Source organism: Bacteroidota bacterium (assembly GCA_005882315.1).
In the GTDB taxonomy this organism is placed as follows: domain Bacteria; phylum Bacteroidota; class Bacteroidia; order Chitinophagales; family Chitinophagaceae; genus VBAR01.
Map to the genome: position 1 here is coordinate 38086 of VBAR01000001.1, position 20777 is coordinate 58862.

Consider the following 20777-nt stretch of genomic DNA (forward strand, 5'->3'; position numbering starts at 1 on the left):
TATTATTAATTTTTAAATGACCACCTATGTATGCCAAAGAATTTTTCGGGGCTAATAAGCCGCTAACCGATCCGGGCCTCTGTTTTGTATTGATGCCGTTTGACCCGAGATTTGACCCGGAATGGAAGTTGATTAAAGAAACAGCTGAATCTTCACCATTTAATTTAAAATGCGAACGTGCCGATGAGTTTGATCACCCCGGTTATGTAATGACGGATGTGATGGAAAAAATCGGCGAAGCCAGCTTGGTAATTGTGGTTGTAAATGTGCAGAACCCGAATGTGTATTATGAACTCGGAATTGCGCATAGCTTTAAAAACAGCAACCAGGTTGTTCTGATTTCCGACTCCATTGATTCAGTTCCTTTTGACTTAAGACCTTTCCGTCATTTTATATATGACGGCAGCCTTGAAAAATTAAAAGAAATTCTCTGCGCTGTTATTTCACAATCCGGCATCCGGCAGTACGACCTGAAACTAAAAGAAGGAGATACAAAAAAATTTGAAACCCGTTTACGTGGTGATGATGGCCATTTATATGAAATTGAAATTTTTGCCGAATACGTTGGAGATGATGGAGTCAATTTTAAAATGGACCTGATCCGCTATGCAGGTGGTTCAGACCCGGAGGTAGCATCCTCAAACTGGCAATCTCTCGGAAAAACAATGCCTGCAATGGCAGTCCCAAATATGCCCTGGTCTATTTGCTTTAAAAGCATAAATACTAAACAGGTAAGATTTATACTTGGCAGGGCTAAGGGCTGGGAGCCGGGTGCATAAAACTACTTACTTATATTTTATCTGTGGTAATCATGTTTGCTGTTGTAGAACTAACTTCGCCGGGAAAATATTTTTATATGCACCTGAAAAGAATATTCGCAGCCTTAGCTTTCCTGTTTATTTTAAATTCATCATTTGCCTGGTGGGGACCGACAGGTCATCGTATAGTCGGAGAAATTGCTGATAGCTATCTCAGTAAAAAAGCAAAAGCAGCTATCAGTGAAATTCTCGGTAATGAATCGATTGCTATAACCAGCAACTGGGCTGATTTTATAAAATCAGATTCCACTTATAATTATTTGGGGACCTGGCATTATGTCAATGTCAAACAGGGTTTAACACAAGCCGAATTCAATACCCGTTTACAAAACGACACTACCACTGATGCGTGGACTAAAATGAATTTCCTGATTGCTGAATTGAAGAATAAACAATTGCCTGCTGATAAAAAACAACTTTACCTGCGAATGCTTATTCATATTTGCGGCGATATTCATCAGCCCCTGCATGTGGGCCAGTTTGAAGACCGGGGAGGAAACAATGTCCGCCTGCAATGGTTCGGCGAGAACACCAACCTGCATAGCCTGTGGGATGAAAAACTGATCGAATTTCAGAAACTGAGTTATTCAGAATATGTAAGATCGATCAACCACACTACCAAAACACAACGCAATCAGTGGCAGCAGCAGCCGATGAGTGAATGGTTTTACGAATCCTATACGCTGGCAGGAAAAGTATATGCAAGTGTTAGCGGACCAGAGCCCAAACTCAGCTACCGATATAATTTTGATCATGTAGATATGCTCAATAGCCAATTGCTGAAAGGTGGTGTTCGCCTTGCGGGATTACTCAATGAAATTTTCGGGTAAAATTCAACTGGTTACTTTGGTGTCTTCAGGTAAAGTCGCCAGGCTACAAATACGAAAACAATATTCGGCATCCATGCTGCCAGTAACGGAGGAAAATTTCCTTTGGTAGCAAACACAGTGGAGAACCGGTCGCTAAGAATAAATAATGCTGCGATGGTGATACCCAATGCAAGATGCAGGCCACTACCTCCTCGGGTTTTTCGGCTTGCTATCACCACACCAATGATCGTTAATAGGAAAACTGTAAATGCACTGGCAGTTCGGCGATAGCGTTCCACCTTCATCACACTCAGACCTTCTGTGCCACGCAGTTCCTCTCTTTCTATAAATGCCGTCAGGTCCGGTGTGCTTAGTTTGTCTTTCAGGTATTCATCTCTTCGCAGTTCTTCCGGTTTAATAGTCATTTTGATGGTCATCTCAGACACACTGTTAATACGTTCACCGATGCTGTCAACAAACCTTTCCACTACAGCCTGTGCCAACCAGCGGTTTCTTTTTCCTGTAGTATCCCATTTCAACGTACTGGCACGAAGATTATAAATTACTTTTCCATTTTTTATTTTCTCCATAAAAAAACTGCGGGATATTTTATTAGCCGTATCCCATTCCTTAATACCAACATAAGTAATGGAGTCTATCCGTTTGTAATAACAATTATAGCAACTTGAAAAACTCCGGTTCTTAGTGGGGTCGCTCTTGTCGAAATAAGTTGTCTGGAAACTTGCCTTAATTCCATTGGCTTTAGGAATAAGATACCTGGCACCAAACCAAAGCGTAACAGCAAGCAATATTCCACCGATAATATAAGGACGCAAAAAACGGTTATAGCTGGTGCCACTTGCCAGTATAGCAATGATCTCACTGCGGGTAGCCATACGGCTGGTAAAAAATATTACCGCAATAAAAACAAACAGCGGGAAAAGCAACCCCCATATAAAAGGCACAAACCCAAAATAATACTGCTTGATGATTTGTGCTGTACTTAGATTTGTTTTTACAAAATCATCCGTCTTTTCGCTGCTATCCACTGCTACTGCAATAATGGTAAACAGCAGCATACAGAAAATAAAAGTGACGACGAATTTTTTCAGTATATACCAGTCGAGTTTATGCATGAAATAAAAGTCAATAAGTCGGATGGGTCAAATGCCTACCCATTTTAGCTTATTTGCGCCCAAAAGTAACTGAAAAACTGTTGGTGATGTGTGAAAGAAGAAAAGATAGTCTTTATAAAGTATAGCTTGAAGTAGAAGCGCTTCAAGCTATACTTAAAATATTGAAAAAATCATCTTGGTTTGTTATAAAAATTCAGGAATGGAATATCCACTGCTAAAAAGGCCTGCCATCTGAATGGTCTTGTATCAATATTCAATACACTGATTGCGTTTGTTTCTACTTTGGTAAGCAGCGGCGTCCAATTAGCCCCGATGCCAAATGAGATTGGCCATTTAGGGAACCCGTAAACTAAATGAAGACCTGGCGCCAATATTTGGTTTAGTCTAATCTCTATATCATTTGCTAATGAATCGTTAGTATTAGAAAAGCGATATGATACCAGTGAGCCTACATCAATTATTGAAAAGAAAGCAGAGAAAGAAGATGGGTCTTTTTTATCGCCGTTTCTCTTGTGAGTTTTCGATCCCCAGCTTAAAGAAATACCCACTGGTGCATATACACCTGCAGCCGAAATTTTTGTAGAGTCAGTAGCTTGTCGTTGTTGTCCCCCATAAAATCCTGTATAAGCTTGTAATGCAATATTAAACACTGAATGCTTTTTTATATATGAACTGCCCGTGGGCAATACTGTTTTCGCTATGATATCAGCAACCTGGTCGGAGCTTTCTGCTTTAGCCACTTGAGATATAAATGACCCATAAGTGCTGAGATGTGCTATCAATTTAACCATTCCAAATTCCTTTTTTTCTTCTTGATCCGCATCGTGAAAAATGTCCTTATACAATTTAACCAACGACAAAGTTGCCGGACCGTATTTTTTCTGGTTGACATACATAAAAATATCCCCAGCATCTTTCAAAATAGGTATAAATGTATTGGTAACTGCACTCACTGTTTTCTTGCTGAATTTAAAAGGTAATTGCAAACCCATTTCAATGATAGAAAAAGAAGAAGTAAACAATCCGTATGTATAAAGCCGGATACTGTCTTTTTGGAAGCCCAGTTTTATATTGCTCCATTGTTTTTTATAATCATCATACGCATTTACTGCTGCATAAAAATCAGTAAGTGTATTTTTAATTTCCTCGATTTTCGCAATTTGACCAGCCGCTTCATCCAGCAATCTGATAAGGGTAACTTTTGTCGGGTAACAAATATTTTTTTTGATCGCTTCTTGGTATACCAGCCCTAGATATATCTTAAATGTTATAAGGTCATTCAGCATCATAAAAAGTGAATCAGCAGATACCCAATAGCGTTGTGTTTTTGATGCTGTTCCGGTTGTATCTAAAGAACGTAATGAATTGGATAATAGCTGAAGCGTTTTTAGCCCCCCATTGATAGCTGTATCGTAAGTAGTTTTATTACCCAAAGAAAAATACTGATCAATTGGCATCGCCTCTACAATATTCCCGATATGGCGCAATGAATCTTTCTGCAGGATGAGGTTTGAAAGAAATAATCCGGTTTGAAATGCTTTTTTAAATTCAGGATGTTTTTTAAAATAATCGTTGTACTTGGGAAGATTAATAACCACTAAAGCCGAAGAAGGGATACTATTTAAATCAATTATAAATGCTTCACGCAATTCTGTAAGATAAGCGGAGAACTGATAAATTTTTTCATCGATCAGGTTAAGCAGCCTTGCTGTCTGCGGAAACAGTATCCGCAGATCGCTATACTTATCACTGTTCAAGTCTTCTTTAAATTGGTTAAAAAAAGCTGCCGACAATTCTTCTTTAGTTCGCTTTACCAGGAATTTGGCTAACCCATCTGCGAATTGTGTGACATCGGCTGAGCCAATTGAAGATAATGCTCCGCTAAAAATCGACCCGACTATTGATTGAGGAACAATTTCAGGAGTAAATTCTTTAAAAAAAGGGTTCTTCTTTATTTCTGTTGTCGACAAATTAATACCTGGATAATAATACTTCAAAACAGCAAAAAGGTCCTCCCTGTTTTTAAATAATCCATCATCCTCACTAAAACATTTATTTCGTATAAAAAGCGCATCTCCAACCTGTGATCTGCTTTCCTTTTGGCCTGATGTTTTTATAGAAACACCGAAAAGAATAATGAATGCTATAAATAACAGTTTTCTCATTATCGTAATTTTAAATTTTGGAGAATATTTTTTTCGGCGATATTAATTTTTGCCCGGGAACATCCTGAATATCATCAGCGTTTTGAATTATTAAATTGATAATAGATGCAACGGTATATTGTTTTTGCAATTGCTTATGTCTTGAAATGATCAATCCCGCTATCCCCGCTACTATAGCGGATGACTGAGATGTGCCCGTCATTGGTTCCGGTGCCATGCCAAGTGAAAAACCAGGAATATCCTCACCAGGCGCATTAATAAGAGTTTTAGAATTACTGATTGTAACAGAAGATATCTTACCTGCTTCATTAGTGGCTCCAACAGCAATACAATTTTTAAAAAGAGCAGGAAAGCATGGCATATTAGCTGTGTCTCTAATAAAGTCGCCAATAGATGCAATCACAATTATATTGTGTTCATTAACTGCCTTATCAATAATATTTTCCAGATCATCATCAGAAGTTTCGCCCCCGTAACTTATGGATATTACATCTACTTCTTTTTCAATCGCCCATTTGATTGCGTCTACCATTATTGAGTAACTTCTAACCGAACCTTGTGAGCAGATCTTGGCAATATATAATTCCGACTCTGGTGCACATCCTGTTATAAAGTTTTTATTTCTCCCTCCAATTAATGAAGCACAATGTGAACCATGTCCGAAAGTATCATGAACAGTAATAATCTTTCCGGCAACCGAAGCAAAAAAAACTTTAGAATCCTTTACTGCTTCCGATAAATCAGAATTATCAATATTGTATCCCGAATCCAGAATAGCAATTTTTGCCCTGGCCCCTTTTTCTCCAACTCTGTCCCAAATATGTTCGAGACCTAATGAAGTTATCCATGAAGATTTCCTTTCAATAATTGCTGACATTTCTTGCATCTCTATCACACCACCTCCCCAATAAAAAAAACCATCCTTAGCTCTGTGCCATATTGAGATACCATCAATGGCCGTCCCGTTGATGATCTCCTCCACATCTATTACAGACCCTTCAGGTAAAAAGTCATTTGCTTTTACTTCGTTGGTAGGAGCTGTACGACGAAACAAGGGGTATTTAAGTATTGCTTTCAAATTTTATCCTCTTATGTCTTTGTTAGAATTATCTTTTACAGGAGTTGTAGCTGTTTTATTACTCCCTGAAGTTGAAGCACCTGCTTTTGGACCTGACTCCCGCATCTTTACCAGTTTGTTCAATAAGTCGAACCAGAATGGTGCACCAAGGGAAATGGCCAATGCTGTGATCAACCATCCGATAATTTTTAAAAAATCGCTTGTCTGATAAGGTGATCTTACTTTTCCTTCTTTCAGGCAACTGTAGTAAATTTTTTGCCGCAGGCTACCCAGTCTTTTCCGGCTTGTAGCATTTGTTTCCTTTGCAATTGCAGCATCCAATGCCTCTACCGATTTTAAACATTGCATCGAATCTGCTTCATCAGGAATACCGCTAAGCCCCAGAATTCCCTGTACATCCTTTGCGTCTTTCATCAGGTTATTTTTAACTGAGTCCAGGAAGTCAACTGATGGCTTTGATTTTACAATGGAATCGATAGTTATAGTAGTTCCATTACTATCTTTTATTTCTTTTCGAATTACAGTTGTTCTAACAGAGTCTAATATTGACCCATACTCTTTCTGCTTGCTCACAGCGAGTTCTACCATTTGTTCGCGGACTTTTTTATCCTTCATCAGGATTTTAGAAATAGCGATCGTATCGACATTAAACGCCCAGGCCAAACTAAAACCTATAAAAATCAACACTACCTGCGTTTGTTTTTTATACCAACCGGCGGTCCTTTCCATCGTTTCTTCAAACCATTCTTCCAGCTTATGCTTAAAAACATAACTATCCTGGCGGGCATCAGCAAAAAGCAATTTGAGCTGGCTTAAAGTTTCCGGGTTAATAATGGTATTGGGGTTTTCTAATTCTTTTTTTATTAATTCAGACTCGTTCTGGCTTCGGCCATCATAATCCGGCCCACGAAGCAAATGAATTATGGTTTGTGAAAAGTTATGAGCATGCAGGTAGTTGGGTTTCTTAAATAGTTTCCCTTCGCCGAGATATTTAATAGAAGGATGATTATAGAATTCTTTGATCAGATTCTCCCCTTCCCTAATTGGTTTAAGAAAACGGCTGATATTTTCCTTCGCTTCAATAAAATAATTTACTACTCCATACTTACTAGCATTGTTATCACCATCCTCCAACATACGACGTAATGCCTTTTGCAACATGCGGCCACGCAAAGAAAATCGTGTAGCTATAAACTCCTGCAGAATGGTGGCAAGTAAACTGTATAACAGGAAAACGAAAATTAAACCGATGAAAACATCCAGTACCGTATTATAAAACATAAAAATTATTTTAATGACTACAGAAAACAGATTTAATCATCATGTGTGCAAACCATCATGCATAACATTCAAATAACAGGAAAGAGTTTTACAGGGAGAAGGAATATGTTATTTAAAATTAGGAGTATATACAACTGAAGGCAATACCACGAAAGTAGTATTTTGATGTAGAGAGAATAATGGCTTTGTAACTATAAACGTTGTTGAAGTCTTCCTGTTATTTCATTTTTCCAGCTATTAAAACTTCCTTCTAGAATCTTCTTCCTCGATTCAGTTACCAGCCAGAGATAAAAAGTAAGGTTGTGAATGCTGGCAATTGTCAATCCTAATATTTCTTTTGACTTCATTAAGTGACGGAGATAGGCTTTGCTGTAATAATTACTCATTTCACAATCCAGCCCTTCATCAAGCGGAGAAAAATCATACTCCCATTTTTTGTTGTCAATATTAATAACACCCTGCGTAGTAAAGAGCATTGCATTGCGGCCGTTACGGGTTGGCATTACACAGTCAAACATATCAATACCCATGCTGATGCATTCTAAAATATTCCACGGTGTTCCTACACCCATCAGGTAGCGGGGTTTGTTTTGAGGTAAATGATCACAACACCAATTGCAGATATCATACATTGTTTCTTCCGGCTCACCTACACTGAGGCCGCCGATCGCATTACCTGTTGCATTTTTTGAAGCGATGTATTCACAACTTTCTTTTCGCAGATCTTTATGCACGCCACCCTGCACTATCGGAAAAAGGTTTTGTGTGTACTGGTATTTATCCTGCGTTGCATTAAACTGATTAAAACAGCGGTCGAGCCAGCGATGTGTAAGTTCCATACTTTTTTTAGCATACTTATGATCGCTGCCCCCGGGAGGACATTCATCAAATGCCATAATAATATCAGCGCCAATACTTCGCTGTATATCCATTACTTTTTCGGGTGTAAATAAATGTTTGCTGCCATCAATATGACTTTGAAAAGTGACACCTTCTTCTTTTATCTTTCTTGTTCCTGCTAAAGAAAAAACCTGGTAGCCCCCGCTATCTGTGAGTATAGGTTTATTCCAATGCATGAATTGATGAAGACCACCAGCTTTCTCCACTACATCAAGAGTGGGTCTGAGATAGAGATGATACGTATTACCAAGGATGATCTGTGCTTTTACATCTTCATTCAACTGCTGTTGTGTGATCGTCTTTACACTGCCTACTGTACCTACGGGCATAAAGATGGGAGTAAGAATTTCGCCATGATCAGTGGTTATTTTTCCTGCTCTTGCCTTTGACTCTTTATCAATATTATTTACTTCAAATTGCAGTGCTGCCATCATCAAAATACTAAGTCCGCAAGATAACCAGAAACCTGTAACCGGAAACAAGTAACAAGCAACAAGAAACCAGAAACTCTTCTTTATCTTCGCCGCTATGCCACCCATTTCGATTCACTGGACAGAACTGCTATTTTTTGTATTCGCCGCTGTCACACTCATCCAGCTTTTTTATTATCTTTTTTTCTTTATACGTGTGCCTTTGTATAGATTAAAACCGAGACTAAAATCCCAGCAACATCCTGTTTCCGTTATCATCTGCGCAAGAGATGAAGATGAAAATCTTGCCCGCAATCTTCCGGGGGTATTGGTACAGGAGTATTCCTCCACTTATGAAGTAGTAGTAGTAAACGATAACTCAGTGGATGATTCAAAATATATTTTACAGGAGTTAAAAAAAACTTTTAAAGACCGGCTAATGGTAGTAGGGCTTACACAGGAAGCCAAATTGATAACCGGGAAAAAATATCCGCTGAGTGTAGGTATCAAAGAAGCTAATCACGAAGTGTTGCTGCTTACCGATGCAGACTGTGTGCCCTCAAGTGAGCATTGGGTATATAAAATGCAGGCTGCTTATGATGAGCAAAAAGAAATTGTATTGGGCTATGGTGCTTACCATAAAACAAAAGGATTATTGAATAAGCTGATTCGTTTCGAAACTTTTCATTCAGCTATACAATATCTATCGTACGCATTAGCGGGGCTGCCGTATATGGGTGTGGGCAGGAATATTTCATACAAAAGAGACCTATTCTTCCGGGCCAAAGGGTTTTCATCCATCAATCATATTCCGGGCGGGGATGATGATCTGTTCATCAACAAAGTTGCTACGGGAAAAAATACGGCTATAATAATTGACAAAGAAGCAATGACCTATTCCACACCTAAAAATTCATTTGGCACATGGATGCGGCAGAAGACAAGGCATTATTCAACTTCAAAATTCTATAAACCCATTCATAAATTTTTACTGGGTCTATACAGCGCCACTCATTTTCTTTTTTATCCTTTACTGGCAGCTACGTTGATCTTTTTTAGCTGGCAGTGGGCTTTGATCGTTTTCGGTATCCGTTTGCTAACACAGGGCACCATTTATTATTTTGCCATGAAAAAATTAGATGAAAAAGATCTCTGGCCATGGTTCCTGTTTTTTGATCTTTGGATGTTTTTTTACTATATCATCTTTGCACCGACATTGTTCAGGAAGACGAGGAATGAATGGTAGGATCAGTCGGGAGTCAGGAGTTAGTAGTAAGGAGAAACGTTTTGATTTAAACAGTTAGTAGTTTACAATGGAAATTATCTTAAAATACTTTTCTGATTTTACACCTCAGCAACTGGAACAGGTGAAGGCATTGGATGAATTATATAAAGACTGGAACAGTAAGATCAATGTTATTTCAAGAAAAGATATTGAAGGGCTTTACGAGAAACATGTGCTGCATTCATTGAGCATTGCTGCTATTTTTGATTTTGAACCCGGTTCAGAAATAATCGATATCGGAACAGGCGGTGGTTTTCCGGGTATTCCATTGGCTATTTTTTTCCCCGAAGTAAAATTTCATTTGGTTGACAGCATCGCTAAAAAATTAAAAGTTGTGCAGGGCGTAGCAGATGCAATCGGTTTGAAAAATATCACCACCCAGCATACCCGTGCCGAAGAAATTAAAAACAGGAAATTCGACTTTGCGGTTTCAAGAGCTGTCGCCCCACTGAAAGAATTGTGGAAATGGAGCAAACCACTTTTAAAAAGTCAGAAGTCAGGAATTGGGAACATGGAGTCAATTCAAAAACCTGGCTTAATATGCCTGAAAGGCGGGGATCTAACAAACGAGATCAATGAAAGCGGGACGAGACCGAAAGTAATGCCCGTGTTTGAGATATTTCCTGAACCTTTTTTTGCTGACAAATTCCTATTATACGTTTAGGCGAGTTTTTTCTAAGTTATCAAAATAATACACCTTAGCATAGAATATAAAAAATACCACTAAGTGGTATTGTTTATTTTGTCATTTACATTCAATTTTGGAAAATGAATAAAGAAATCACAGTGGCCATTGTTGATGATAACAATGACCTGAGACGAATGCTGGAGGAAATTATTTCCCTGTCGGATGGCTATAAATGCATTGGTTCTATTCCAACAGCCATTGAAGCTATTCGTGAGTTACCCAATTTGAAACCCGACGTAGTGTTGATGGATATAAACCTGGGCACAGTGGAAAGCGGTATCGATTGTGTTCGTGAACTGAAACCCAAAATGCCAGCTACCAATTTTATGATGTGTACTGTGTATGAAGAAGATGAAAAGATCTTTGATGCATTGAGTGCCGGCGCAAGTGGCTATATACTCAAAAAAACACCTCCGCAAAAAATGATGGAAGCGATCAATGAACTCTACCAGGGAGGAGCACCCATGAGCAGCCAGATTGCAAGAAAAGTAGTGGCAGCCTTTTCTAATAAAGCAGAAAAAGCAAAAGCTGAAAAAGACCTGCATGACCTCAGCCACCGTGAAAAGGAAATATTGGAACATTTGTCAAGAGGAATGATGTATAAGGAGATTGCTGCATCCTTATTTATCAGCCCGGAAACAGTACGGAAACATGTATATAATATTTACGAGAAATTGCATGTAGGCAACCGGGTAGAGGCTGTAAACAAGTATTATGGACGGTAAAAAATACCACTAAGTGGGTATTGTCCGGTGTGGGATACTCACTTAGCTTTGATTAAGGTTTTTTTGTTGCATCACCTATCTGAGCAAAGCATTGATGTCCGTTAAACCTTCTTCATATCAGAGTAAGCAATCGAAAACCCTTAATCGTAAGAAAGAGCCTCTTAATCCGGGGCTCTTTTCTATTCAATCCTTACCACTTCAACTCAATCTTATTGTTTTTCCTTTCCACATCCGCCATTCTTAAACTCGGGTCTATTTCTGCTACCACTACATCGGTAAGTTTTCTTTTGGTTTCAATAATATAAGTAGCATGTGTCCATTTCCATGCATCATAGGTTTTAAATGCAACAGCATCACCCCATTCATTTTGCTTAGCGCCAAACTGTAAATACATCGGCACATAATGCATTTCTTTTGTACCATCTTTAAATGTTAACTGACAGTCAACAGGCATAGGTATCATACCTATTTTGCGTAAACGGATCTTTGTTACTGTCCCATCACTCCATAAACTGTCGATAGCATAATCGATCGTTTTAGTTGTGTTTATCCAATACTCTTTATACCAATCCAGTTTCATGCCGCTTAGCTTCTCAGCAATCTTTAAAAAATCTGTGATATCAGGATGTTTGAATTTCCACTGCTTGAAATACTCCAATAAAATTTTATCCCGTACAGGTGCCCCGGTAATATATCCTAACTGCTCCATAAAAACTCCACCTTTGATATAAGAAGCAATACCATATGCATAATTCAGATTGTAATGATCCGCATGTGTGCTCAATGCTTCTTCCTTACCGCTTTTTACAATACTATAATAAGCGTTATAAGTAGGGCCATGGGCAAAACTGGTATCCTGCGTAAAATAAGCCGTCACAACATTTTCAGCAAACGTAACAAAGCCCTCATCCATCCATGGATAAATAGATTCATTAGTGGCCAGCACGCCATAATACCAGTTGTGAAGCATCTCATGCAACCAATTATCCGTTGCAGCACCATTGATCAATGTGGCCATCGGGTATTCCATACCACCATCACCACCCTGGATAAACGAAAACTGTTTGTAAGGATATTTTCCAAATACTGAATCAATAAATGGAAAAGCATAGGCCGCTTCATCCAATACTCGTTCCCATTGTTCCCTGTAAAGTTTTACATAACTATCCGCATTATTGCCGAGTTGTGCTTTTAAGTTGGTCGGCAAATTATTGTATTGCTTACGTATGGAATCGGGATTGACTTTATAAAAGCTATGCAGTACCAGGCTATCCCGGATCATTTTTGTCTGGTGAATAAATTCTGGATCGGCAGCCCATGCAAAATCATGAACATTCGGCGCTACAAAACGCCAGAATAACTTATCACCCGCAGGACGATTGACTGTTGTTCCTGCTTTTTCATAACCATAACCCACTTTATCCGGATTCTGTAAATATCCCGTCGCACCTATGATATATTTTTTATCGATTGAAATTTTCACATCATAATCGCCCCATACACCATAAAACTCACGACCGATATATGGCGTGGGATGCCATCCTTCCTTATCATACTCACATAATTTGGGATACCATTGGGTCATACTTAAACGTACACCTTCTGCATTATCCCTTCCGCTGCGACGTATTTGCTTAGGCACTTGTGCTTCGAATTCCATTTCAAAGATCACTTTTGCTTTTGGAGCTATTGGCTTATCCAGTGTTACTTCAAGGATTGTTTCCAGCACTTTAAAAGCTTGTGGCTTGCCATTCATTTTCAACGAAAATATTTTCTGGTAGCCGATCTCATTTTCCTTCAGGCTGGCAATTCGATCCTTCACTCTTGTATCCCAATCCGCCCCTCGGGGTGAAGCCATTGTTCCCTGTCTTTGGCTGCGGGCATCCATCATACTGCCGGGTTGAAATGCATTCCAGTACAAATGATAAAAAACCCTTGTTAATGTATCAGGAGAATTATTCCAGTATTCAAGTTTTTGTTTACCTGCAAACCGGTTTGTCTCAACGTTCATATCAATCGTCATATCATACTTTACCCGTTGCTGCCAGTAAGTTGATACGGGTTGTATCTGCGAAGATTGCGATTGAACAAAAAAAGGAAGTGCGATAAGAACAACTATAATTATTTTTTTCATTTCTAAAATTTCACAGGTTAGTTACCCATCAGTTTATTATTAAAAGCGATGATCAGTTTAAATAAATCCTCATGTTCGTTCAGCGGTAATGTTTCCGGTTTATCAAAAACATCATGATAAGCTTTGATACCACCCAATGTGTAAAAGAAAAATGCCGGTACACCTTTCTCTGTAAAAAAATAATGATCGCTGTTGGCAGCTTTACCTCTTATATTAACAGCAGCCAATAGCTTTTGTTCATCATTTATTTTTTTCATCCACTCAAATTCTTTTGTAAACTCTGTAGCATTTACCACCGTAATTCCCTCCTCCCCTGTTCCTGCCAAATCAGTATTAATAAGGAAACGGATATTTTTCAATGGCACTAAAGGATTTTGCGTAAAATATTTTGAACCGAGCAATCCTGCTTCTTCACCGGCAAATAAAATAAACCCGATTGAATACCGCTGTGGATTTTTTGCATAATACTGAGCCAGGTTCATTAATAACGAAACGCCACTGGCATTATCATTAGCGCCGGGAAAAAAAGTATTACTTCCCATACCTCCAAGATGATCGTAATGTGCAGTGATAAAAATTATTGAATCAGGTTTTGCTGTTCCTTTTACAATAGCACAGATATTATTTGCTTTAAATTTTTTCTCAAGCTTATTTTCAATATTCACTTTGTAAGAACTAAGCGGTAGCGAAACTGATTTTTTATCCAATTGTACTAAAGTAAAACCAACCTCTTCCTGCGATACCGACCAGGTAAGTTTATTCTCCAGAATAAAGATCAACTTATCTTTTTGATTTACGAATTGCACACTATCTGCTTGCATTAAATTCCCCTCTCCTTTCACCCCCTTACTCTCAGGGCTTATGATATAATTTTTTCCGGGTACCAGTTCCTTTCCATTCACTGTTACTTCCATCTTCCCCGGAAACGTATTTACTGAATGTGTAAACTCTTGCATGAAGCTTTTCCCATTCATTGGCGATAACCCGTATGACTGAAATTGTGCTGCTAAAAAATCACCCGCTTTTTTCATACCCTCATTGGTATAGCCCCGGCCCCAGAAATAAGAAGAAGCTAATGTGTCTACCATTTTCTTTCCGAAAGACAAACTCTGTGCCTGCGCAGTAATTGTGATCAAGATGGCAAGTGCACTAAGTGTTTTTTTCATGTGTATGAATGTAGGGGGTGAAAATACCAATTTTCAGAAAAATTCGTGTTATGAGTACTGTAAAGATGATGGATGGTTACCTCTTTATGAATTATTTAAAAGAAAGTTGTGATTGAAGTTCAGAATGATGCTAAATAGTTCAGTCTTTACCCGCTACCACTATCACAATCTCCCCTTTCACATCCTTCTTTTTAAAATGCTCACATACTTCAGCCAGTGTACCTCTTTTATTTTCCTCAAACATTTTTGTAAGCTCTCTTGATACGCAACATTGTCTATCTGCACCGAAATACTGAATAAGATCTTCCAGCGTTTTTACCAGACGCATAGGAGACTCATAAAAAAGCAGGGTTCGTTCTTCTTCTGCCAGTTCTTTTAATAATGTTTGTCTTCCTTTTTTTAGAGGAAGAAATCCTTCAAATGAAAAGCGATTAGTGGGTATACCGCTATTAACCAATGCAGGAACAAAAGCTGTAGCCCCGGGAAGGCATTCTACTTTAATATCATTTTTTACACATTCCCGTACCAGTAAAAAAGCAGGATCAGAAATTCCGGGTGTACCCGCATCTGTCAGCAATGCAATTTTTTTCCCTTCTTTTAATTGGGTAACGAGATGCTGAACAATTTTATGTTCATTATGCTGATGATACGGCGAAAGTGGTTTGGTGACCTGGTAATGATTCAACAAGTGTGAACTTGTTCTTGTGTCTTCAGCAAGAATTAAATCAACCTCCTTCAGTACATCCAATGCACGGAGAGTAATATCCTTAAGATTGCCTATGGGAGTGGGAACAAGGTATAGCATACAGAACCAATGAGCAAATTTGCGAATTTGAAAATGTACAAATAAATATCCCATCCGCAAATTCGCACATCAGCACATTTTCAAATTAGTTTACCGATACTTCAAAATATTCCATTACAGGATTGCTGAGCAATTTTTTACTTGCTTCTTCAGCTATAGCCTTTGCATTTTCCGGTGTATCTGCACTTACCTGCATAGTAATGTTTTTTCCAATTCTTACATCATCTACATTATTTATACCAAGTGACTGCAGGCCACCCATTACCGCTTTTCCCTGTGGATCAAGCAAATCTTTTAGCGGCATCACTTTTACCTGTACTGTATATGTCATGTCGTTTTATTTTTAAGCGCCAAAGATAAGATAACATAAGCAAGGATAACAATGGGAACAGCGAGCCATTGCAAAAGGATTGCAGACACTATTCCTACGCCGATCAAAATGAATTTAGGAAGATTATTTTTCACCGAAAAATCTTTGATCTTCAAGCTCATCAACGGAAGATTGCATACCATCAAAAAGGAAAGCAGGAGTATGATCAAATAAAGTACCCAGTTGTTGTACAAAATACCGGTTACACCGATCTCGTCATAAAAAATAATTAGCGGCAATGAAGCAACAAATAAACCTGATGCTGGTGATGGCAATCCTTTAAATGAAAATTGCTGTTCTGTATCAATATTAAATTTCGCCAACCGCCACGCAGTAGCACAGGGGAGAACCAATGCTGGAAATAACCAAACAACTGAAGCATCCAATCCATCTGCTTCTCTTGCAAAACTGATGCGAAGTAGTTGATATAAGATCATACCCGGCGCCACGCCAAAACTTACTACATCAGCCAACGAGTCTAGTTGCTTGCCCATTTCGGATGTAGCTTTAAATAATCTTGCAACAAATCCATCCAAAAAATCAACAATAGCGGCTAAGAAAATGAATAAACATCCCCAGGTTATTTTTTCCGGAAGATGAACAGTACTCACACCTTCTCCACTCAAAGAAACAAACTCTTCGTTTGTTTGAAGGATCAGGATGATTGCTATGGAGCCAAAGAAAAGATTTAGCAGTGTAAATAAATTTGGTATTTGTTTCATTGTTAGTCAACAGACCACAGTCAACAGTCCACAGACCAGATTGGCTGATTAGTCATTTAGTGAATTAATTAGAGCCTGAATCATTTTTACCAATTCTTCAATATGGTTATAAAGGCTGGTAAATCCGTCTTCAGAAATATATTTTCTCCGTTTTGCCAAATATAAACAACCTACAACTTCCAAAGCCGACCTGTTTGCAAATCTTAGAAACCGTTTGAATTCGGCGTTTGATTGGCCAGTTGAGCCTTCTACTATATTCAATGAAATTGAATTGCCAGCCCTGCGTATTTGTGATGAAAGTGAATACAATTCATAGGCAGGAAAAAGCTTTATCATTTCGTCAATTTCATCCGCAATTTCCAGCGAAGCCTGCCAGATTTTTAATTTTTCAAACTTAAAAGGCATTTCAAATTATTTTAAACATCTGTGGTCTGTCGTCTGTTGACCATAGACTAAAATCACTTTTTCATTAAGGCTTCAATATCTTCCACAGTAATGGGGATATTTTTCATCAGGTCTTTATGTCCGTTTCTTGTAAGCCAGATATTGTTTTCTATTCTTACTCCCATTCTTTCCTCTTCAATATAAATGCCTGGCTCTACAGTGAACAGCATACCTGCTTTTACCGGTGCCGTTCTTGTTCCCAGATCATGTACATCCACACCGAGATGATGTGAAATACCATGATATAAATATTTCCTATAAGCCCTGTTCTCAGGGTCTTCATTCTTTATATCTGTTTTTTTCAACAAACCAATTTTCAAAAACTGTTGTGTCGCTTCCTCACCTACTTTATCTGTGTAATCAACGATAGTAATGCCGGGTTTTAAAATACTTTTTGCATAATCATGTAAATGCAGACAGGCATTGTAAACTGTTTTTTGACGGCGGGTGAATTTTCCATTTACAGGAACTGTTCTTGTCAGGTCAGCGTTGTATCCTCCGTACTCAGCACCAAAATCCATAAGTAGCAGCTCACCATCTTTGCATTCTTCATTATTGGCAACATAGTGAAGTGTTCTAGCCCTGTCACCACTTGCTAAAATGCTACCGTATGCAGGGCCATTTGATTTTTGTGAAAGAAAAGAATGATAGATCTCTGCTTCTATTTCATTTTCCATTACCCCGGGGCGAATAAATTTCAGCAACCTCCTGAAAGCAACATCAGTAATATCAATTGCCTTTTGCATCATCTCTATTTCCTCTTCTGTTTTAATGCCACGCAGCTCTTTCATAATTTTTGCTGCTCGTTGGTAATTATGCAAAGGATAACGGCTTTTTACTTCATCAACATACCGGTAATCTCTTGAACGTACCAAACTTGCTTTACGATCATTTTCATTTGTATCCAGGTAAATTGTATCTGCGAGATGGATCCATGTTTGCAACATAGCGTCAATACTATCTAGCCATACAATTGATTTGATGCCGCTGGTAGCCTGTGCTTCGCTTACCCTCAATCTTTTACCATCCCATTTTTCTTTTAGTTCGTTAGGGCGAACCAACACCAGCACCTCACGGAATTTTGGGTCGGGATTATCAGGAAATAAAATTACCATACTATCTTCCTGCGTTACACCGCTTAACCAGAATAGATCACTGTTTTGTTTAAAGGGGAACAATGCATCTCCATTAGATGGCACCTCATCATTACTAACAAAAATGGCGATGGAGTTCTTCTGCATTGAATTGATAAACCGTTCCCGGTTTTTTGTAAATAACTCAGGCTTTACTGGATAGTATTTCATGATCTGTTTTTTAAGTTTTTAAAGATAATCAGGCTGCTTATAACGCAAAGAATTGTTTTAAAAAAATCATTTTTTTATCACCCTTGTTGAAAAATTTATGTCTCCTTCAAAATCACCTGCTTAGCCGGGTAAAATTCCTTTTAAACCGTGCAAAGATGGAGCCTTTCCCACACTTTAACTAACATCTGTTTGGGGGTTGTTTTGCCAGCCCTTATTTTTGCACACGCAATCGATTGCGTAATTAAACAAATTTAGCTTATGTCTGCCCCCGTCTTTGTTATTCCTCTTGAAAAATTAATTCACCTGGGCCTCAAATTTTCTGACAATATCCACTACCAGTTAAGTCCATCGGAACTCTTGCAGGATACTATTCGCACCGGTGAAGGTATATTGAATGATACAGGTGCCCTGGTTATAAATACAGGTGAGTTCACAGGCCGTTCTCCTAAGGATAAGTTTACAGTAAAAGATGACATTACAGCAAACAGTGTTCATTGGAATGATTTTAATATTCCAATTGAAGAAAAATATTTTGATATCGTAAAAAAGAAAATTCTTGATTACCTGAATCAGCGTCCCGAACTGTGGGTCCGTGATTGTTTTGCCTGCGCTGATCCCCGCTATCGTATGAGTATTCGGGTCGTAAATGAAAAGCCGGCGATCAACCTTTTTGCTTACAATATGTTTATCCGCCCAACGGAAGAAGAACTGGAAGAGTTTTCACCAGAATGGACAATTCTTTCTGCACCCGGATTAAAACTCGACGCTAAAGAATGTGGGACAAGGCAGCACAATGCTGCGATCGTTTCATTCAAACAGAAAATGATCCTGATCGCAGGTACTGGTTATACCGGTGAAACCAAGAAAAGCATTTTTACAATCCTCAATTATATTTTACCCCATGATAAAAATGTGCTGAGTATGCACTGCAGCGCTAATATGGGTAAAGATGGAGATACAGCGATATTTTTTGGATTGAGCGGAACCGGTAAAACAACACTCAGCGCCGACCCAAATCGTAAACTGATCGGTGATGATGAACATGGCTGGACCGATGATGGCATTTTCAATTTTGAAGGCGGCTGCTATGCAAAAACCATTAACCTTACTGAAGAAAAAGAACCTGAAATATTTAATGCCATTCGTCCCGGTGCATTAGTAGAAAATATCACTTTCTATCCGGGTACGAATAAGATAAACTTTGACGATTGCTCGGTTACTGAAAACACAAGAGTTTCCTATCCATTAAATTTCATCAGCAATGCACTGGAACCTTCTGTTGGCGGTTTGCCAAAAAACATTTTCTTTCTTACCTGCGATGCATTTGGTGTATTGCCGCCAATTTCTAAACTGAATGCCGGCCAGGCAATGTACCAGTTCATTTCCGGTTATACGGCAAAAGTCGCCGGTACGGAGGCTGGGGTTACAGAACCTAAACCTACTTTCAGTGCATGTTTTGGAGCTCCGTTCCTTCCATTACATCCCGGCAAGTATGCAGAAATGCTCGGACAAAAAATGCAAAAACATAAAGTGAATGTGTGGCTGATCAATACTGGCTGGACAGGTGGCCCTCATGGAATAGGAAACCGGATGAAACTGAAATTTACAAGAGCAATGATCACCGCTGCACTGGAAGGTAAACTGAATAATGTTGAGTTTGAGACTCACCCGGTATTTGGAATGGCTATCCCGAAATCATGCCCGGATGTACCGACTGAAGTACTAAATCCACGTAATACATGGGCCGATAAAAATGCATACGATGAAAAAGCAAAATATTTGGGCAGCTTATTCATCCGCAATTTTGAAAAATATGCTGCCGGTGTAAATGAAGAGATACTGAGCGCAGCACCAAAGCTTTAATTCTTTTCGATATACGACCTCAATGGTTGTTTGCCTAGCCCTCCCGGTAAAACGGGAGGGCTTCCTTTTGCCAGGCTTGTTTCTTTTACCATTTTCTTAAAACTATTTTTCGGAAATTGCTGTTATTAATAAGCCATGCTCAAACATTTCATTATTGTATTTACAGTCTCTTCACTATTTTTTTCTTTTACAAAAAAGGGTAATGAAGATTATATACCCTGGAATACTGAAAGGAAACTCTCATGGGAAGACTTTTTAGCCCCTGCCCCCGGCAATACAAGTGATGCAGCCCTCACCACTACTTATGTAGGTTTTAGTTTTTCAAAAAGCCGTGATGTGATCAATTATAAAATTGAATGTAAGTTTCAAAAAAGCAGGTCATGGGGTCGGGTGAAAACTGATTATATACTTAAACATGAGCAGGGACATTTTGATATTGCAGAAATATTTGCCCGCAAACTGAATAAAGAGATCAAAGAATACCTGGCAAAAAGCAATAGCCATGAAGGTATGAATCCCATTTATTCAAAACTAATGCTGGAAAAAAGAGATATGCAATCTTTATATGACAGCGAATCCAATCACAGCATCAACAAAACAAAGCAGGCTGAATGGAATGAAAAGATCGAAGACCTGCTTGATGAATTAGAATCTTACAAAAATTATTAATCTCT

19 protein-coding genes are annotated in these 20777 nt (G+C 38.6%); 7 read left to right on the plus strand and 12 right to left on the minus strand.

Annotated elements, in window-relative coordinates; translation table 11 throughout:
• Positions 1 to 26: 26 nt before the first annotated feature.
• Both E6H07_00175 and E6H07_00180 read left to right on the plus strand, forming a co-directional pair.
• Positions 27 to 779, plus strand: a complete 753-nt coding sequence (locus E6H07_00175) for a hypothetical protein (protein ID TMI64367.1) — start codon at positions 27 to 29, stop codon at positions 777 to 779.
• A gap of 77 nt (positions 780 to 856) precedes the next feature.
• Positions 857 to 1648 carry a S1/P1 nuclease gene (locus tag E6H07_00180; GenBank protein TMI66424.1) on the plus strand — a complete coding sequence of 264 codons (792 nt, stop codon included), beginning with the start codon at positions 857 to 859 and terminating at the stop codon, positions 1646 to 1648.
• Between the two features lie 11 nt (positions 1649 to 1659).
• On the opposite strand, the gene E6H07_00185 is transcribed toward E6H07_00180, so the two are convergent.
• The 5 genes from E6H07_00185 to tgt form a co-directional block, all read right to left on the minus strand.
• Positions 1660 to 2763 (minus strand): YjgP/YjgQ family permease, encoded by a 1104-nt coding sequence (locus tag E6H07_00185; GenBank protein TMI64368.1) that lies wholly within the window; start codon positions 2761 to 2763, stop codon positions 1660 to 1662.
• A gap of 170 nt (positions 2764 to 2933) precedes the next feature.
• Positions 2934 to 4928, minus strand: a complete 1995-nt coding sequence (locus tag E6H07_00190; protein TMI64369.1) for a hypothetical protein — start codon at positions 4926 to 4928, stop codon at positions 2934 to 2936.
• A gap of 10 nt (positions 4929 to 4938) precedes the next feature.
• On the minus strand, positions 4939 to 6006 hold the full coding sequence (locus E6H07_00195) for a S8/S53 family peptidase (GenBank protein TMI64370.1): 1068 nt from the start codon (positions 6004 to 6006) through the stop codon (positions 4939 to 4941).
• Between the two features lie 3 nt (positions 6007 to 6009).
• The gene (locus E6H07_00200; GenBank protein TMI64371.1) at positions 6010 to 7287 is read right to left on the minus strand and encodes a hypothetical protein; all 1278 of its coding nucleotides are present in this window, start codon (positions 7285 to 7287) and stop codon (positions 6010 to 6012) included.
• 191 nt (positions 7288 to 7478) lie between these two features.
• Complete coding sequence (gene tgt / locus E6H07_00205) at positions 7479 to 8618, minus strand: tRNA guanosine(34) transglycosylase Tgt (protein ID TMI64372.1); 1140 nt, start codon at positions 8616 to 8618, stop codon at positions 7479 to 7481.
• 97 nt (positions 8619 to 8715) lie between these two features.
• Here tgt and E6H07_00210 point away from each other — a divergent pair, with 97 nt between their 5' ends.
• The 3 genes from E6H07_00210 (at position 8716) to E6H07_00220 (ending at position 11295) form a co-directional block, all read left to right on the plus strand.
• Positions 8716 to 9843 carry a glycosyltransferase gene (locus tag E6H07_00210; GenBank protein ID TMI64373.1) on the plus strand — a complete coding sequence of 376 codons (1128 nt, stop codon included), beginning with the start codon at positions 8716 to 8718 and terminating at the stop codon, positions 9841 to 9843.
• Positions 9844 to 9910: 67 nt separating this feature from the next.
• A complete protein-coding gene (gene rsmG / locus E6H07_00215) occupies positions 9911 to 10546 on the plus strand; it encodes a 16S rRNA (guanine(527)-N(7))-methyltransferase RsmG (GenBank protein ID TMI64374.1) in 636 nt (211 codons plus the stop codon).
• 104 nt (positions 10547 to 10650) lie between these two features.
• Positions 10651 to 11295, plus strand: coding sequence for a response regulator transcription factor (locus E6H07_00220; protein ID TMI64375.1), 645 nt, complete (start codon positions 10651 to 10653; stop codon positions 11293 to 11295).
• A 190-nt stretch (positions 11296 to 11485) separates the two neighbouring features.
• On the opposite strand, the gene E6H07_00225 is transcribed toward E6H07_00220, so the two are convergent.
• From E6H07_00225 to E6H07_00255, 7 genes are all read right to left on the minus strand, one after another.
• On the minus strand, positions 11486 to 13429 hold the full coding sequence (locus tag E6H07_00225; protein ID TMI64376.1) for a M1 family metallopeptidase: 1944 nt from the start codon (positions 13427 to 13429) through the stop codon (positions 11486 to 11488).
• Positions 13430 to 13446: 17 nt separating this feature from the next.
• Complete coding sequence (locus E6H07_00230; GenBank protein TMI64377.1) at positions 13447 to 14595, minus strand: M28 family peptidase; 1149 nt, start codon at positions 14593 to 14595, stop codon at positions 13447 to 13449.
• Positions 14596 to 14734: 139 nt separating this feature from the next.
• Complete coding sequence (gene rsmI / locus E6H07_00235; protein ID TMI64378.1) at positions 14735 to 15400, minus strand: 16S rRNA (cytidine(1402)-2'-O)-methyltransferase; 666 nt, start codon at positions 15398 to 15400, stop codon at positions 14735 to 14737.
• An 85-nt stretch (positions 15401 to 15485) separates the two neighbouring features.
• Positions 15486 to 15731: a phosphoribosylformylglycinamidine synthase subunit PurS gene (gene purS / locus E6H07_00240; GenBank protein TMI64379.1), complete on the minus strand. Its 246-nt coding sequence runs from the start codon at positions 15729 to 15731 to the stop codon at positions 15486 to 15488.
• On the minus strand, positions 15728 to 16492 hold the full coding sequence (gene pssA, locus E6H07_00245) for a CDP-diacylglycerol--serine O-phosphatidyltransferase (GenBank protein ID TMI64380.1): 765 nt from the start codon (positions 16490 to 16492) through the stop codon (positions 15728 to 15730). Before pssA ends, purS begins: the two co-directional genes overlap by 4 nt.
• Positions 16493 to 16540: 48 nt before the next feature.
• Positions 16541 to 16897 carry a four helix bundle protein gene (locus tag E6H07_00250; GenBank protein TMI64381.1) on the minus strand — a complete coding sequence of 119 codons (357 nt, stop codon included), beginning with the start codon at positions 16895 to 16897 and terminating at the stop codon, positions 16541 to 16543.
• A 53-nt stretch (positions 16898 to 16950) separates the two neighbouring features.
• Entirely contained in the window at positions 16951 to 18240 is a 1290-nt protein-coding gene (locus tag E6H07_00255; GenBank protein ID TMI64382.1) for a M24 family metallopeptidase, read from the minus strand.
• Positions 18241 to 18498: 258 nt separating this feature from the next.
• On the opposite strand from E6H07_00255, the gene pckA reads away from it, so the two are divergent.
• The gene (pckA, locus tag E6H07_00260; protein TMI64383.1) at positions 18499 to 20103 is read left to right on the plus strand and encodes a phosphoenolpyruvate carboxykinase (ATP); all 1605 of its coding nucleotides are present in this window, start codon (positions 18499 to 18501) and stop codon (positions 20101 to 20103) included.
• 135 nt (positions 20104 to 20238) lie between these two features.
• Positions 20239 to 20772 (plus strand): hypothetical protein, encoded by a 534-nt coding sequence (locus E6H07_00265; GenBank protein TMI64384.1) that lies wholly within the window; start codon positions 20239 to 20241, stop codon positions 20770 to 20772.
• Positions 20773 to 20777: the final 5 nt, after the last annotated feature.